This window comes from Aeromonas sp. FDAARGOS 1417, from assembly GCF_019046985.1.
In the GTDB taxonomy this organism is placed as follows: domain Bacteria; phylum Pseudomonadota; class Gammaproteobacteria; order Enterobacterales; family Aeromonadaceae; genus Aeromonas; species Aeromonas veronii.
Window position 1 is genome coordinate 3231169 of sequence record NZ_CP077221.1, and the last position, 15308, is coordinate 3246476.

Below are 15308 nucleotides of genomic sequence, written 5' to 3' on the forward strand. Positions count from 1 at the left end.
GTGGTGAGGCGGTGTCAGGTCCGGCTTGGCGTGGCTTTGCCGCTGCGCAGCCCATCCAGACTGAACAGTACCAGCGCGCTCCAGATGCAGGCAAAGGTGAGCAGTTTGTCCATCGCCAGCGCTTCCCCATAGAGGGTAACGGCGAGGATGAACATCAGGCTGGGGCCTATGTACTGGAAGAAGCCCAGGGTGGAGAGCTTGAGCCGTGTCGCGGCGGCGGTGAAGCAGAGCAGGGGGGCCGTGGTGACGGCGCCTGCGGCGATCAGCAGCAGGTTGAGGTGCCAGTCGTTCTGGGTGAGATGGCTGGTGGGACTGTCGGCAAAGCCCCACAGATAGATGGCCGCAGGCGGCAGCATGATCATGGTTTCGATCAGCAGACCGGTGAGGGCATCGAGGGCCAGTTTTTTGCGCACCAGCCCATAGATGGCAAAGCTCGACGCCAGCACCAGCGCAATCCAGGGCAAGGAGCCAAAGGCGATAAGCTGGATGGCCACGCCGGCAAAGGCCAGCGCCACCGCCCACCACTGCAGGCGGCGCAGCTTCTCGCTCAGAAACACCATTCCCAACAGTACGTTGAACAGCGGGTTGATGTAGTAGCCGAGGCTGGCATCCAGCATATGGCCGTTGTTGATGGCCCAGATGAACAGCAGCCAGTTGCCGCCGACGGTAACTGAGGTAAACGCAAGGGTGAGCAGCACTTTTGGCTGGCGCAGCACCGCCTGCACCTTGTGCCACTGACGGCCTGCCAGGGTGAGTACCATCAGCAGCACGCAGGACCAGATCATCCGGTGGGTCAGGATCTCGGCGGCCGGGACGGCAGAGATGGTCTTGAAATAGATGGGGGCTATGCCCCAAAGGGTATAGGCGCACAGGGCGTAGATGACGCCCTGACGCTGGATCTGTTGCGGCATGCGGATGACCTTTACTGAAGCGTTGGATGCGGGAAAACATCGCAAAAAATCAGTGTAGCGATCCTTCTGCGGGGAAAGAAGCGAATAAACGAAGTTTGAGGGAAAGGAGGTGTGTTGCTGGCCGGTCAGCCTTTACCACGGCGGATCTTGTCGACGTCCATCAACAGCCACAACATCAGGGCGATGGCGGAGATCCAGGGGCCCCAGGTCACGTAGGCCTCGCCGTGCCCCAGCACGAAGAACAGCAGGGGCAAACCGATCACCAGAAAAAGTACGCTTCCCAGAAAAAATAGCATTTTTGTCTTTATATTTAACATGTTGGCTTTTTTATCATTATAAGGATTGAGCCCGGTGATGGAAGGCCAAAAATGCAAAAGGGGGATTTCTCCCCCTTTTTGATCCGATAGTGCTGCTTTGTCGTGTTATTCCAGCTGAATCCAGGTGCTTTTCAGCTCGGTGTACTTCTCCAGCGCATGAAGTGACTTGTCGCGACCGTTACCGGACTGTTTGAAGCCGCCAAATGGCATGGTCATGTCACCGCCGTCCCAGTTGTTGACGAACACGGTGCCAGCGCGCAGGGCGCGGGAGCCCTTCACCGCCTTGTTGAGATCCGCCGTCCAGATCGCCGCGGCTAGGCCGTAGTCGGTGTCATTGCCCAGCGCAATGGCCTCTTCCAGCGTATCGAAGCCGGTCACCGCCAGCACAGGGCCGAAGATCTCCTCGCGGAAGATGCGCATCTGCGGGGTTACGTCGTCGAAAATAGTGGGTTCGATATAGAATCCGCCACTCTCCATATTGGTGCGGTTGCCCCCCAGCAGCAGCTTGGCCCCCTCTTGCTTGCCAATCTCGATATAGCGCAGCACCTGCTCCATCTGGATGTGATCCACCATGGCGCCGATACGGGTCGCAGGGTCAAGCGGGTTGGCCGAGATCCACTCGCGGGCATGGGCCAGCAGTCGCTCCATAAATTGCGGTTTGATGCTGTTTTGCACCAGCAGGCGAGAGGCGGCGGTGCACACCTCGCCCTGGTTGTAGAAGATGGCGCCAGCGGCGCTCTTGGCCGCGGCGTCCAGATCCGGCGCATCCGCCAGTATGATGTTGGGGCTCTTGCCGCCGCACTCCATAAAGGCGCGCTTGAGGTTGGACTTGCCGGAGCACTCCACCAGATGTTTGCCGATCTTGGTGGAGCCGGTGAAGGTGATGCAGTCCACATCCATATGCATGGCCAGCGCCGCGCCCACGGTATGACCAAAGCCCGGCAGCACGTTGAACACGCCGTCCGGAATACCCGCCTCCTTGGCCAGACCGGCGATACGCAGGGCGGTCAGGGGCGATTTTTCGGAAGGTTTGAGAATGACCGAGTTGCCGGTAGCGAGCGCCGGGCCCAGCTTCCAGCAGGCCATCACCAGCGGGAAGTTCCACGGTACTATGGCGGCAACCACCCCGAGCGCTTCGCGGGTCACCAGCGCCAGTGCTGACTCCTCCACCGGGGCGACCTGATCGTAAATCTTGTCGATCGCTTCGGCGTTCCAGGCGATACAGTTGGCGGCGGCGGGGGCGTCATAGCCCATGGCATCGCCGATGGGTTTGCCCATATCCAGCGACTCCAGCAGCGCCAGCTCAACCTTGTTGAGGCGCATCAGCTCGGCGAAACGCTGCATGATCTGCTTGCGCTGTTTCGGCGGCAGGCCGCTCCAACGCTTGTCGTTGAAGGCGTCACGCGCAGCCTGTATCGCCAGTTCGGCATCGGCGGCATCGCAGGCCGCCACCTTGGTCAGCAGTTTGCCATTGGCCGGGTTGATGCAATCGAAGGTGGCGCCATTGACGGCATCCCGATAGCTGCCGTTGATAAAGGCTTGCGAGGGCAGGGTCAGATGGGCGGCCTTGTGTTGCCACTGGGCCAGGGTCAGGTCACTCATGTTCACTCCTTGAACCGGCAAAAGTCAGTTTCCGCGTATCAATATGCTAAACATCCTGCCGCTTGTAAATCCATCTTGTAACAATTCATTAAACATTGCCCCCCTGCCGATGCGCCTCTGAATGTCAGAAACTGGCGGGGGTGTTGGCCGAAATCAGCACGCACTCCTGCTCGCCGCTATTGCGAAAACGGTGGGGGGTGCGGCTGTCGAAGTAGTAGCCATCCCCGGCACCCAGCAGGTAGATCTGCTCGCCCACGGTCACTTCAACTTCGCCCTTGATGACGATGCCGCACTCTTCACCCTCGTGGCTCAGCATGTCGTCGCCGGTGTCGGCGCCCGGTGGCAGCACCTCCTGCAACATGCCGATGGCACGGTTGGCACGGCTGTGCCCGACCAGCCGGTAGCTGATGGGATGCGTGCCGAGATCAGGCATATCGGCGGCGCGGAAGATCACTTCGGTGCCCATTTCGGTCTCTTCGGTGAAGAAGCTGGCCAGCGACATGGGGATCCCTTCCAGCACCTTGCGCAGGGAGGCGACAGAGGGGCTCACCTGATTTTTCTCGATCTGGGAGATAAATCCATTGGTCACACCGGAGCGCTTGGCCAGCTCGCGCTGGGAGAGGGCCGCCTTGGTGCGAACCGCCTTGAGGCGGTGACCGATATCCATCTATAGACACTCCTTGACTGTTTACTATTATTAAAATTGTGTTAAATATCTTATACCACCCTGCTGATGCGTCTAGCTAGGGGTGGCACCAGACAGGGCGATAACGGGCCCTTTTTTATGGATTCAGGTGTTTAATTTAATAGGCATTGGCCGACAGTTGCTAAACACCTTAAGGATGAGGTGACCATGAAACCGATCAGCGACATCAATACGCCCTCCGACATGTCCGCCTTCTGGATGCCGTTCACCGCCAACCAGCAGTTCAAGGCGGCGCCGCGTATCCTGAAGTCGGCAGAGGGGATGTATTATCACTCAGAGGATGGCCGCAAGATACTGGATGGCACAGCCGGACTCTGGTGTTGCAACGCGGGCCATGGTCGGCGCGAGATTGCCGAGGCGGTCTCCCAGCAGATTTCCCACCTCGATTTCGCTCCCACATTCCAGATGGGCCACCCCCTGCCGTTCGAGCTGGCCAACAAGCTGGTGGAGATCGCCCCCAAGGGCTTTGGCCACGTCTTCTACACCAACTCCGGTTCCGAGTCGGTCGATACCGCGCTCAAAATCGCGCTGGCCTGGCAGCGGGCTCGCGGTCAGGGCACCCGCACCCGGCTGATTGGCCGCGAGCGTGGCTATCACGGGGTCGGCTTTGGCGGCATCTCGGTGGGGGGGATTCCTGGCAACCGCAAGTGGTTCGGCTCCCTGCTGACCGGGGTTGATCATCTGCCACACACCCTCAACATCGCCAAAAACGCCTTCACCAAAGGGTTGCCCGAGGAGGATGTGGCGCTGGCCGACGAGCTGGAGAAGATCGTCTTTCTGCACGATGCCAGCAATATCGCGGCGGTGATCGTCGAGCCCATCGCTGGCAGTACCGGCGTGCTGATGCCCCCCAAAGGCTACCTCAAGCGGCTGCGGGAGATCTGCACCAAGCACGGCATCCTGCTGATTTTTGACGAGGTGATCACCGGTTTCGGTCGCCTCGGCTCCCCCTTCGCCGCACAGGAGTTCGATGTCATCCCCGACATGATCACTTGCGCCAAGGGGCTGACCAACGGCGCTATCCCCATGGGGGCGGTGCTGGTGCAGAAGCACATTTATGACGACATGATGGCGGCAGGCAAGGGGGCTATCGAGCTGTTCCACGGCTACACCTACTCCGGCCATCCGGTGGCTGCTGCTGCAGGGCTCGCGACCCTGGAGATCTATCGCAACGAGAACCTGCTCAGCCGTGCTGCCGATCTGGCGGGCTACTGGGAGGAGGCGGCCCATTCGCTGAAGGGCTGCAAGCATGTGAAGGATGTGCGCAACTACGGGCTGGTGGCGGGTATCGAGCTGGAATCCATGCCGGATGCGCCGGGCAAGCGCGCCTATGAGGTGTTCGTGCGCTGCTTCGAGAAGGGGGCATTGATCCGGGTGACCGGCGATATCATCGCTCTGTCGCCGCCCCTCATCATCGAGCGCAGCCAGATCGACGATCTCTTCACCTTGCTGCAGGATGCCCTGCAGGTACAACCTTAATCCATTTGATGGCCCCGCACTGCGGGGCCTTGCGTTGGTTTGCTCAGCGCATTTACCACATCAGTTATCACGGAGGATACATGACATACAGGGTCAGCAACTTCATCAACGGCCAGCCGCAGGAGAGTCGCAGCGAGCGCCAGGGGGCCATCTTCAATCCCGCCTGCGGCAAGCAGCAGGGGAGTGTGGGGCTTTCCAGCGCCGCCGAGTGTCAGGAGGCGATCGCCATCGCCGAACGCGCCTTTGCCGACTGGTCGCAAACCCCGCCGCTGGTGCGGGCCCGGGTCTTTTTCCGCTTCAAGGAGTTGATGGAGCAGCACAGGGACGAGTTGGCCCAGCTCATCAGCCGTGAACACGGCAAGGTCTTCTCCGATGCGCAGGGTGAGCTGACCCGCGGGCTGGAGGTGGTGGAGTTTGCCTGCGGCATTCCCCATCTGCTCAAGGGGGAACACTCTCTCAACGTCGGCCGCGGTGTGGACAGCTACTCCATGATGCAGCCGGTGGGGGTTTGCGCCGGTATCACCCCGTTCAACTTCCCGGCCATGGTGCCGCTCTGGATGTTCCCGGTCGCCATCGCCTGCGGCAACACCTTTATTCTCAAACCCTCCGAGAAGGATCCCTCCCTCTCGTTGCGGATGGCCGAGCTGCTCAAGGAGGCCGGTCTGCCGGACGGCGTGCTCAACGTGGTGAACGGTGACAAGGAGGTGGTGGATGTGCTGCTGACCGACCCGCGAGTGGGTGCCGTGTCGTTTGTCGGTTCCACCCCCATCGCCCAGTACATCTATGCCACCGCCTCGGCCCACGGCAAACGGGTACAGGCGCTGGGCGGCGCCAAGAACCACATGGTGGTGATGCCGGATGCGGATCTCGATCAGGCGGTCTCCGCCCTGATGGGGGCTGCTTATGGGGCAGCGGGCGAGCGCTGCATGGCCATTTCGGTGGCCGTGGTGGTGGGTGACGAGACCGCCGATGCGCTGGTGGCCAAGCTGACACCGCTGGTTGAAACACTGCGGGTGGGCCCGGGGCTGGGTCAGAGCCCGGAGAACGAGATGGGGCCGCTCATCAGCAAGGAACATCTGGCCAAGGTGCGTGGCTACGTGGATCAGGGGGTGACCGAAGGGGCCGCGCTGCGGGTCGATGGTCGCACCCTGAGCCACGACGAGGGTTACTTTATCGGCGGCTGCCTGTTTGACGAGGTGACCCCCGAGATGCGCATCTACCGCGAGGAGATCTTTGGCCCTGTGCTCTCCATCGTACGGGTACCGGACTACGAGACGGCGCTGCGACTCATCAATGAACATGAGTACGGCAATGGCACCGCCATCTTTACCTGCGACGGCGACACCGCGCGGGACTTCACGGCGCGGGTGCAGGTCGGTATGGTAGGGGTGAACGTTCCCATTCCGGTGCCGATGGCGTTTCACAGCTTTGGCGGCTGGAAGCGCTCCATCTTCGGGCCGCTCAACATGCACGGGCCGGACGGGGTTCGCTTCTATACCCGGATGAAGACGGTGACGGCGCGCTGGCCCCAGAGCCTGCGCAGTGGTGCCGAGTTCTCCATGCCGACCATGAAGTGACGTGCTGGCACGTGCTCATGGCCTAACCTCTTGCCCCCGCCGGTCGATGATTGGCGGGGGCGAACTCTGTAAAGGAACAACAGATGCGATTGGGAATTCTCGATTGTGACCGGCTCGATCCCGATCTGGCGGATCGTTTTGGCCCCGTTTACTCCGAGATGTTTATCAGGGGCTTTGCGGCCCTGGCCCCCGAGCTGGAATTTCGGGTCTGGTCGGCTCTCGATGGGGAGCTGCCGGAGGATCTGCATGAGTGCGATGCCTGGCTCATCACAGGCTCGCGCCACGATGCTTACAGCGATATTCCCTGGATTCAGGCACTGCGGGCGTGGATCCGTCAGGCGCACGATGCCGACGTCAAGCTGGCCGGTGTCTGCTTCGGTCATCAGGTGATCGCCCAGGCGCTGGGCGGAGAGGTGGTGAAGTCCACCAAGGGATGGGGGCTGGGAGTGTCGGTGCACCCCATGCTGGCAGATGAGCCCTGGATGGCGCCTGCGCGGGATCAGATCCGCATTCTGGCCAGTCATCAGGATCAGGTGGCCCTGCTGCCGCCGGGGGCGACCCGGTTGGCAGGCAATGATTTTTGTCCCAACTTCATGTTTTTGCAGGGGGATCACATCGTTGCCATTCAGGGGCATCCGGAGTTCTCGGTGGAGTACAACCGGGCGCTGATCGAGCGGCGCCGCGGCCTGTTGCCCGACGAGCGCTACCAGAGCAGCCTCTCCTCGCTGGAGGGAGAGGTGGATTCGGCGACCATGATGCAGTGGCTGCTGCAGTTTCTGGGGATCCTGCCGCTGCGGGCTGGCGCGGCCTGAGCCCGGTTTGTCAGCCACCCCTTCGGATGCTAGATTTTGTAGCAAAATGAAGGATCAAGCGCTGAGATGTCGGGATCGGATGGTACACTGGCCGCCCATGTGGCGGCCTGTTTGTCTGGCTTGATTGCCGTCCCGGCCTGAGCCAAACCTGTCTGAGCCAAACCAGTGTGAGAGTGTGACGCCTTGAAACTACAGCAATTGAAGTATTTGATCGCGATCCGGGACCACAACCTCAATGTGTCCGTGGCTTCCGATGCGCTCTTCACCAGTCAGCCGGGGGTCAGCAAACAGATTGGCCTGCTGGAGAGCGAGCTGGGGGTGCGGATCTTCGAGCGCCGTGGCAAGCACCTGCACCGCATTACGCCGGTGGGGGAAGAGATCATCAAGTGTGCCGAGGCGATGCTCAATATCGAGAGCAAGATCAAGGCGATCTCCCGCGAGTATCTGGACCCGACCGTGGGCACCCTCAATATTCACACCACCCACACCATCGCCCGCTACCTGCTGCCCAAGTCGGTCACCTACTTCACCAAGAAGTATCCCAAGATCTCGTTCCACCTCCATCCGGTAATGTCGGCGAGCAAGGAGCAGATCAGCAAGGGTTACTCCGATTTCTCCATCGTTGCCCACGAGATTGGCTTCGACAAGGAGCTGATTGCGCTGCCCGCCTACCTCTGGACTCTCTCGCTGGTGGTGCCGCAGGATCACCCGCTGGCCAAGGTGAAGAAGCCGACCCTGGAGCAGCTCTGTCACTACCCCATCCTCAGCTACGAGAGTGGCGCCACTGGCCGTCAGGTGCAGGACGAGGTATTCCATGCCGCCGGTCTCACCCCGAGCTACTACATGACGGTAATGGATGCCGGAGTGATCAAGCGCTACGTGGAGCTGGGTTTTGGCATCGGCATCATCTCCTCGCTGGTGGCCAACGACACCGACAGCCCCGGACTGGTCTCCATCAATCTGGAGCACCTGTTCAAGCCCTGCCCGGCGCAGATCTGTTTCAGCAAGAGCATCCTGCTGCAGAACTACATGTATGACTTCATCAGCTCCTTCTCGCCCCACCTCACCAAGGAGGTGATCCAGAGTGTGATGCAGCAGCCGAGTCAGGCGCGCATCGACGAGCTGCTGGCCGGGGTAGAGCTGCCCATCTATTGATCCCGATCGGATTCCCGATCGCTGCCGGTTGTCTCTTCTGTCAGGCTGGGCTCTACTCGGGGTTCAGCCTGTCTCTTTTGGGCTATCTCCATCGTCCGAGGTCTCTATGTCCCGCATTCTGCTGCTTGCCAATCTCAACTGTGATCATGTGCTCTCCCTCTCCGAACCGCTGGTGGCGGGGGCCCGGCTGCAATATGTGGATCAGGGGCGCAGGCTCGGCGGTGGCGCGGCCAACACCGGCATCGGGCTGGTGTGGGCGGGCCACGAGGTGACCATTGCTTCCCGTATCGGGCTGGACGAGACCGGCGACTGGCTGCTGGAGCAGGCGGCCGGTTACGGGCTGGATTGCAGCCATGTGGAGCGCTTTGGCGGCGAGACTGGCGAGCTGCTCATTTTGGTGGACTCCACCGGCGAGCGCACCATACTGCGCCGCCCGCGGCGCCCCGATCTGCCCGGCGATCTGCCGCTGGAGGGGATCGATTGCCTCTATGTGAACTATCCCGGCACCGCCATCATCAGCTACATGCGCCAGATGCTCGGCAAGAGCTTCGTGGTGGCCCAGTATCCCAAGGGCGGCCAAGCGCGCCGCCCCTGCCATGTGCTGGTGGCCTCCCGCTCCGATCTCGGCGAGGTGAGCGACCCCTGGCAACATGCCCGCCAGCTGGCGGGGGAGCAGCTCGAATGGCTGGTGCTGACCGAAGGCAAGGCAGGCGCCGTGGCCATCCACGGCGATGAGCAGATTAGGGTTGCCGCCCGGCCAGTATCTGTGGTCGATACCACGGGGGCGGGGGATGCCTTCGCTGGCGGATTGATCCATGGTCTGGCGCGAGGCATGGCGATCAAGGATGCGCTACAGTGCGCGGTGGACTGGGGGGCGTTTGCCGTCGCCTCCGAGAGCTCCATCCCCTCGGTTGCCCTGAAAAACTGGCTGAAACAGCCTCACTGAACCACCTTGCTGGCGGTCGATTCAGGGGCGGTTCGCGGGCCATATGGCTGCTGGTCGAAGGGGCTTGGTAAGGGGAACTATTCGGGAGATTTACCCGCCATAAAGCGGGCAAACGCCGGGCTAACCCGGCAAGTTTGCGATCAATCAAAGAAAGTGTCGATTTATGTGCATCTTCATCGACACCCGGTTGTGCTGCTCTTAACCTGTCACTCCGCAACTCAGATTAAGAGACAGGCCCCCTCTGGCGAACCAATGGGCAAACAGAGGCGAACCGGTTGTCTCCTGCCTCTTAGCTCAATGTTGTCGTCCTGATTCCTGGCTTGTAGTAAGAGGCAAGTGCGACCATGCAACTGACACGATTTACCGACTACGCCCTGCGTACCCTGACCTTCCTGGCGGTTCAGCCGGGGGATCGTCTGTCGACCATTACCGAAGTGGCCGATACCTTCGGCATCTCTCGCAACCACGTGGTCAAAATTGTGCACCAGCTTGGCATCAAGGGGTATATCGAGACGGTGCGTGGCAAGCACGGTGGCATCCGCCTCGGTCGCTCGGCGGTCTCCATCAATTTGCGGGATGTGGTGATGGACATGGAGCATGTGCTCTGTCCGGTCGATTGCAAGCGCGAGAACTGCCGTCTCTCCGGTGGCTGCCGTATTCAGGGCATTCTGCGCCGCGCCATGAACGCCTTCCTCGAAGTGCTGGGTGAGTACACTCTGGCTGATGCGGTGCGCGATCCCAATCGTCTCTGCCACCTGCTGGGTATCGAGCAAGAGACTATTGTGACCATGGCCTGACGGGGCGTGGAATATCGAACAAGATGTGAAAGGGGCCTGATGGCCCCTTTTGCTTTTGTACGCAGGTGGTTTTTAACGACTGCCTGGCTGGCGGATCAGGGTGATGGCGCCGTGCAGGCAGGCGAGGCCGCAGGCACCGCAGCCATTGCAGGCATCCATATTGACGTTGATGCCGTCGGCCGTGGCCTTGATCGCCTGCTGGGGACAGGCATCTTCACAGAGCAGGCAGTAGAAGCCCTGCCGTGCCTGACAACTCTCTTCAATCTGTACCCGGGTCTGCACCTGACGGCCCAGTTGCAGGTCGAGGGCGCCGGTGGGACAGGCTCTGGCGCAGCTGCCGCAGTAGCTGCACTGGCCGCAGGCGAGATCGAGCACTGGCGTACCGGCGATGGGGCTCCCCTCGTACTCCTCCTGGGTGGCCGGTTTGAGCAGACCGCGTGGGCAGGCCTTGAAACATTCGCCACAGCGGGAGCAGAGGGAGAGGTATTGGGACTCCTCGATGGCCCATGGCGGGCGCGCTTCATGGCAAACCACGGCGGGCTTGCGGGAAGCTTGCCAACCTTGTGTCAGCCAACGGAGGAAATAGTGAGTCATGCTCGCCCCTGATACCTATTAGGGGTTAATTTTATCGAAGTTTCGGGAAGCAGGCCAGAGAATAGCGGCCGTCAGGATCGCAAGCGCAGTTGCCCTTGTGTAAGCTAGGCGGGTCTTTTTACGTGGTTGAATGAAATCATATGTGGCTATTTCTCTGGCGTGCGTCCCTGCTCTATGTCTTTCCCCTGCTGATGTGGGCCTACTGCCGCATCAAGGATATCGAGTTCGCCGAGCTCGATACCGGCGTCAACACCCACAAGTGGGTGGTGCTGGCCGCTTACCTTATCTACGTGGTGATCTGGATTTTGGTTAACCGCTATCTCGAACTCTTCCTGCGCCAGCGGAGCCGCAAATGATTGACCCCGGACTATGGGGGATCTTGTTGCCCGCCGCCGTGCTGGCCCTCGGGTTTGGCTGGCTGATCGGGCGACGGGCCGCCACGGCGCAGGCTCAGGAGCTGATGCTGGTGCAGGAGCGCCATCAGGCGCTACAGGATCGCTTCGACGAGTTGCAGGATGAGCGGATGCAGGGCCAGCAGAAGCTTGATCAGCAACAGACCCTGCTGATCAAGCTCACCGCCCGCCTCAAGGATGCGGAAGCGACCTTGCGCAGCGAGCGGCTTGCCGCCGCCGAGAAGCTGCAGCTGCAACAGGAGGCGGAGCAGCGCCTCAGCCAGCAGTTCGAGAATCTCGCCAACCGGATCTTCGAGCAAAACTCCGGCAACTTCCGCGAATTGAACCAGAACAGCCTCGATCTGCTGCTCACGCCACTCAAGGAGCAGCTCGAGGGCTTTCGTCGTCAGGTGGGGGAGACCCACGCCCAAGAGACGGCTCAGCGCCACAGCCTCAAGTTCGAGCTGGAGCGCCTTGCCGAGCTCAATGCCCGCATGACCGAAGAGGCGGCGGCGCTGACTCGCGCCCTCAAGGGTGACAGCAAGCAGCAGGGCAATTGGGGGGAAGTGGTGCTGGCACGGATCCTCAGCGAGTGCGGCTTGCGCGAGGGTCACGAGTACCACACCCAGGTCAATATCGAAGTGGAGAAGGGCAAGCGCTACCAGCCCGACGTGATTGTCCACCTGCCACAAGAGAAAGACATCATCATCGACGCCAAGGTGTCGCTGACCGCCTACGAACGCTGGTACAACGCCGATGACGAGCTGGAGAAGGCGGTGGCGCTCAAGGAGCACGTCGCCTCGGTGCGCAACCACATCCGCGAGCTGGGCCGCAAGGATTACCAGCAGCTGCCCGGGGTACGCACCCTCGACTATGTGCTGATGTTCGTGGCGGTGGAGCCCGCCTTCCTCACCGCGATGGAGGCCGATCCCTCGCTAGTGCGTTACGGTCTCGACAACAACATCCTGCTGGTGAGCCCCACCAATCTCATGGTGGCGCTGCGCACCATCGAGAACCTGTGGCGCTACGAGCGGCAGAACCAGAATGCTCGCCAGATTGCCGAACGGGCCGGTCGCCTCTACGAAAAGCTGCGGCTGTTTGTCGAGGAGATGCAGCAGATGGGCGGCAGCCTGCACAAGGCGCAGGAGAGCTACGACAAGGCGATGGGACGGCTGGTCAACGGCCGTGGCAACCTGATTGCGCAGGTCGAGCGTTTCCGCGAGTTGGGGGTGGAGGTGACCAAGAGCCTGCCCGAGCCGCTAGTGGAACGGGCGCTGGAGCGCGACAAGGAGCAGGAGTAGTTTTTACCTGCACCGTCATCAGCCAAGGCCCAAACCCGGTTTGGGCCTTTTGCTATCTGCCTGCTGGCCCAGTGCTTACCCATCATCAGCAATCCGTAAAGCAAACGGCCCACCGAAGTGGGCCGTTTCTATTTGCAGTGCCGGTGTGGATCAGCGGCTGGCTGCGCGAGCGCTCAGTTCGGCCTTCTCGCTATCGCTCAGGAAGGCCAGGGTCAGGCCGTTCTGCTGGGCGGAGCGGATCTCGCTGGCGGTCATGCCAGCGGCCGGAGCCGCCACCTCATATTCGTGGGGCAGGTCGATGCCCTCTACTGCCGGGTCGTCGGTGTTGAGGCAGGCCAGTACACCGGCAGCCAGGAACTGGCGGATCGGGTGTTCGGTCAGGCTCGCTACCGTGGTGGTCTGGACGTTGGAGGTGAGGCAGGACTCGATGCCGATGCGGTGCTCGGCCAGATAGGCCATCAGAGCCGGATCCTGAATCGCTTTGACGCCGTGGCCGATACGCTCGGCACCCAGCTCGCGAATGGCTTGCCACATGCTCTCGGGGCCAGCGGCTTCACCGGCGTGTACGGTGACGCGCATGCCTGCATCGCGCACCTTGCGGAAGTGGTCGACAAAGAGTTCCCCCGGGAAGCCCAGCTCGTCACCGGCCAGATCGATGGCGACCAGCTTGTCGCGGTGGGCCAGACAGGCGGCCAGCTCCTGATTGCACTGCTCGGTGCCGAAGGTGCGGCTCATGATGCCGATCAGGTTGGTCTTGATGCCGAAGTCGCGGCTGCCCGCGGCCACGCCGTCGATGATGGCTTCCACCACACCCTGCGGGTGCAGCTTGTGGGTCATCGCCATATAGGCCGGGCTGAAGCGCAGCTCGGCATAGTCGATACCGGCGCGCAGCAGATCTTCCACGTTCTCGTAGGCGACCCGGCGGCAGGCGTCATAGTCAGCCAGCACGGCCACGCCCCAATCCAGCTTCTTCAAAAAGGCAACCAGACTCGGCTCGTTCTCGACGATCTGCACGTGGGGACGCAGTGCTTCCAGCTCGAAGGCGGGCAGCGGGATATTGTGTTGGCGACCCAGCTCGAGGATGGTTTGCGGGCGGATGTTGCCGTCCAGATGGCGGTGCAGGTCGGTCAGGGGGAGAGATCTGTCAATCATGGGGGCGCCCTCGTCGAGTCAGGTTTGAAAGCCTGCCATTCTAGGCGGGGCTTTCAAAAAAGATACCCCGTTTATGGTTAAACGGGGTTCTGGCGGGCGGTGATTTGTCAGGGCGTGATGGGAATCGTTTTTCCCCGGGACTCAGGAGAGATCGAGTTCCTTCAGCTTGCGGGTCAGGGTGTTGCGACCCCAGCCAAGCAGGCGGGCGGCCTCCTGCTTGTGGCCGTGAGTGTGTTCCAGCGCGGTTTCCAGCATGATCCGCTCGAACTGGGGCATGGCATCGGCCAGGATGTCTGTCTCTCCCAGCGCCAACTTGCTGGCCACCCACTCCTGCAACTGTTGCTGCCAGCAACCGGGCAACGCCGGTTGGCCCGGTTCGGCGTTGTGGGTGATGGGGGTGAGCAGCTCGGCAGGCAGGTCGCCGACCAGCACTTCTTGCCCCGAGGCCATCACGGTGAGCCAGCGGCAGACGTTCTCCAGCTGGCGCACGTTGCCCGGCCAGGGCAGGCGGCTGATATAGGCCTGGGTATCCGGGTGCAGGCTCTTGGCCTCCACATTCAGCTCTTTGGCGGCGCGCAGCAGAAAGTGACGGGCCAGCTGGGGGATGTCCTCACGGCGCTCCTTGAGGGCGGGGATGTGGATGCGGATGACGTTGAGACGGTGGAACAGGTCTTCCCGAAACTCGCCATCGGCGACCCGTTTCTCCAGATTCTGGTGGGTGGCGGCGATGATCCGTACATCCACCTGCACCGGCTGGTGGCCACCGACCCGGTAGAACTGGCCGTCGGCCAATACCCGCAGCAGCCGGGTCTGCACATCCAGCGGCATGTCGCCGATCTCGTCGAGAAACAGGGTGCCGCCGTCGGCCTGCTCGAAGCGGCCGTGGCGGATGTTGTTGGCGCCGGTAAAGGCCCCCTTCTCGTGACCGAACAGCTCGGATTCGATGAGGTCTTTCGGAATGGCAGCCATGTTGAGGGCGATGAAGTTCTTGTGGGCGCGCGGGCTGTGCTTGTGCAGCGCATGGGCGACCAGCTCCTTGCCGGTACCGCTCTGGCCGTTGATCAGTACCGAGATGCTGGAGCGTGACAGGCGACCGATGGCGCGAAACACCTCCTGCATCGCTGGCGCCTCACCGATGATCTCCGGCGTAGCTGTGGCTTCTTGCTGGCGAGACTTGCGCTTGGTGCGCTGCTCCTTGAGGTGATTCTCGGCGCGCCGCACCAGGGTCACCGCTTCGTCGATGTCGAACGGCTTGGGCAGGTACTCGAAGGCGCCACGCTGGTAGGCGTTGACCGCGCTGTCGAGATCCGAGTGGGCGGTCATGATGATGATGGGCAGATCGGCCTGACGGCGGTGGATCTGCTCCAGCAGGCTCAAACCATCGATGCCGGGCATCCGGATATCGGAGAGGATCACATCGGGCGAGCGCAGCTCAAGGGCGTGCAGCAGGGCTTCGCCATCGGCAAAGCTCTCGCAGCTGAAGCCTTCGCTACCGAGAGTGCGCTCCAGCACCCAGCGGATAGAACTGTCGTCATCGACGATCCACACTTTGGCGGTCATGGGGTTC

Annotated in this window: 15 protein-coding genes; 8 read left to right on the forward strand and 7 right to left on the reverse strand. The window is 61.6% G+C overall.

Annotated features, from left to right (window positions below):
* Positions 1-14 precede the first annotated feature (14 nt).
* The 4 genes from rarD to I6L47_RS14885 form a co-directional block, all read right to left on the reverse strand.
* Complete coding sequence (rarD, locus tag I6L47_RS14870; protein ID WP_042079771.1) at positions 15-911, reverse strand: EamA family transporter RarD; 897 nt, start codon at positions 909-911, stop codon at positions 15-17.
* 125 nt (positions 912-1036) lie between these two features.
* Entirely contained in the window at positions 1037-1207 is a 171-nt protein-coding gene (locus I6L47_RS14875; protein WP_005341999.1) for a hypothetical protein, read from the reverse strand.
* Positions 1208-1333: 126 nt separating this feature from the next.
* Positions 1334-2830: an aldehyde dehydrogenase gene (locus tag I6L47_RS14880; protein WP_216947714.1), complete on the reverse strand. Its 1497-nt coding sequence runs from the start codon at positions 2828-2830 to the stop codon at positions 1334-1336.
* A gap of 124 nt (positions 2831-2954) precedes the next feature.
* Entirely contained in the window at positions 2955-3497 is a 543-nt protein-coding gene (locus I6L47_RS14885; protein ID WP_005339643.1) for a cupin domain-containing protein, read from the reverse strand.
* A 186-nt stretch (positions 3498-3683) separates the two neighbouring features.
* Between I6L47_RS14885 and I6L47_RS14890 the strand changes: the two genes are divergently transcribed.
* The 6 genes from I6L47_RS14890 (at position 3684) to I6L47_RS14915 (ending at position 10302) form a co-directional block, all read left to right on the forward strand.
* Positions 3684-5015, forward strand: coding sequence for an aspartate aminotransferase family protein (locus tag I6L47_RS14890; RefSeq protein ID WP_064338975.1), 1332 nt, complete (start codon positions 3684-3686; stop codon positions 5013-5015).
* A gap of 80 nt (positions 5016-5095) precedes the next feature.
* Entirely contained in the window at positions 5096-6592 is a 1497-nt protein-coding gene (locus I6L47_RS14895; RefSeq protein ID WP_216947715.1) for a CoA-acylating methylmalonate-semialdehyde dehydrogenase, read from the forward strand.
* A gap of 83 nt (positions 6593-6675) precedes the next feature.
* Positions 6676-7404 carry a glutamine amidotransferase gene (locus I6L47_RS14900; RefSeq protein WP_005357481.1) on the forward strand — a complete coding sequence of 243 codons (729 nt, stop codon included), beginning with the start codon at positions 6676-6678 and terminating at the stop codon, positions 7402-7404.
* Positions 7405-7587: 183 nt separating this feature from the next.
* On the forward strand, positions 7588-8559 hold the full coding sequence (locus tag I6L47_RS14905; protein ID WP_005356189.1) for a LysR substrate-binding domain-containing protein: 972 nt from the start codon (positions 7588-7590) through the stop codon (positions 8557-8559).
* 106 nt (positions 8560-8665) lie between these two features.
* Positions 8666-9505, forward strand: coding sequence for a PfkB family carbohydrate kinase (locus tag I6L47_RS14910; protein ID WP_042079777.1), 840 nt, complete (start codon positions 8666-8668; stop codon positions 9503-9505).
* A gap of 344 nt (positions 9506-9849) precedes the next feature.
* Positions 9850-10302, forward strand: a complete 453-nt coding sequence (locus I6L47_RS14915) for an Rrf2 family transcriptional regulator (protein ID WP_005339654.1) — start codon at positions 9850-9852, stop codon at positions 10300-10302.
* A 72-nt stretch (positions 10303-10374) separates the two neighbouring features.
* Here the strand turns inward: I6L47_RS14915 and I6L47_RS14920 are convergent, their stop codons facing one another.
* The gene (locus I6L47_RS14920; RefSeq protein ID WP_216947716.1) at positions 10375-10896 is read right to left on the reverse strand and encodes a ferredoxin-type protein NapF; all 522 of its coding nucleotides are present in this window, start codon (positions 10894-10896) and stop codon (positions 10375-10377) included.
* Between the two features lie 140 nt (positions 10897-11036).
* On the opposite strand from I6L47_RS14920, the gene I6L47_RS14925 reads away from it, so the two are divergent.
* Positions 11037-11252, forward strand: coding sequence for a hypothetical protein (locus I6L47_RS14925; RefSeq protein WP_021231493.1), 216 nt, complete (start codon positions 11037-11039; stop codon positions 11250-11252).
* A complete protein-coding gene (gene rmuC, locus I6L47_RS14930; protein ID WP_216947717.1) occupies positions 11249-12589 on the forward strand; it encodes a DNA recombination protein RmuC in 1341 nt (446 codons plus the stop codon). Before I6L47_RS14925 ends, rmuC begins: the two co-directional genes overlap by 4 nt.
* Positions 12590-12739: 150 nt before the next feature.
* Here rmuC and add read toward each other — a convergent pair whose 3' ends face one another.
* The gene (gene add, locus I6L47_RS14935; protein WP_216947718.1) at positions 12740-13741 is read right to left on the reverse strand and encodes an adenosine deaminase; all 1002 of its coding nucleotides are present in this window, start codon (positions 13739-13741) and stop codon (positions 12740-12742) included.
* A 141-nt stretch (positions 13742-13882) separates the two neighbouring features.
* Positions 13883-15301, reverse strand: a complete 1419-nt coding sequence (gene glnG / locus I6L47_RS14940) for a nitrogen regulation protein NR(I) (protein ID WP_216947719.1) — start codon at positions 15299-15301, stop codon at positions 13883-13885.
* Positions 15302-15308 lie beyond the last annotated feature (7 nt).

What these genes read in the sequence shown, in the direction of transcription:
- rarD (WP_042079771.1), bottom strand. Translation starts at nt 911, where the DNA reads ATGCCGCAACAGATCCAGCGTCAGGGCGTCATCTACGCCCTGTGCGCC.
- I6L47_RS14875 (WP_005341999.1), bottom strand. Translation starts at nt 1,207, where the DNA reads ATGCTATTTTTTCTGGGAAGCGTACTTTTTCTGGTGATCGGTTTGCCC.
- I6L47_RS14880 (WP_216947714.1), bottom strand. Translation starts at nt 2,830, where the DNA reads ATGAGTGACCTGACCCTGGCCCAGTGGCAACACAAGGCCGCCCATCTG.
- I6L47_RS14885 (WP_005339643.1), bottom strand. Translation starts at nt 3,497, where the DNA reads ATGGATATCGGTCACCGCCTCAAGGCGGTTCGCACCAAGGCGGCCCTC.
- I6L47_RS14890 (WP_064338975.1), top strand. Translation starts at nt 3,684, where the DNA reads ATGAAACCGATCAGCGACATCAATACGCCCTCCGACATGTCCGCCTTC.
- I6L47_RS14895 (WP_216947715.1), top strand. Translation starts at nt 5,096, where the DNA reads ATGACATACAGGGTCAGCAACTTCATCAACGGCCAGCCGCAGGAGAGT.
- I6L47_RS14900 (WP_005357481.1), top strand. Translation starts at nt 6,676, where the DNA reads ATGCGATTGGGAATTCTCGATTGTGACCGGCTCGATCCCGATCTGGCG.
- I6L47_RS14910 (WP_042079777.1), top strand. Translation starts at nt 8,666, where the DNA reads ATGTCCCGCATTCTGCTGCTTGCCAATCTCAACTGTGATCATGTGCTC.
- I6L47_RS14915 (WP_005339654.1), top strand. Translation starts at nt 9,850, where the DNA reads ATGCAACTGACACGATTTACCGACTACGCCCTGCGTACCCTGACCTTC.
- I6L47_RS14920 (WP_216947716.1), bottom strand. Translation starts at nt 10,896, where the DNA reads ATGACTCACTATTTCCTCCGTTGGCTGACACAAGGTTGGCAAGCTTCC.
- I6L47_RS14925 (WP_021231493.1), top strand. Translation starts at nt 11,037, where the DNA reads ATGTGGCTATTTCTCTGGCGTGCGTCCCTGCTCTATGTCTTTCCCCTG.
- rmuC (WP_216947717.1), top strand. Translation starts at nt 11,249, where the DNA reads ATGATTGACCCCGGACTATGGGGGATCTTGTTGCCCGCCGCCGTGCTG.
- add (WP_216947718.1), bottom strand. Translation starts at nt 13,741, where the DNA reads ATGATTGACAGATCTCTCCCCCTGACCGACCTGCACCGCCATCTGGAC.
- glnG (WP_216947719.1), bottom strand. Translation starts at nt 15,301, where the DNA reads ATGACCGCCAAAGTGTGGATCGTCGATGACGACAGTTCTATCCGCTGG.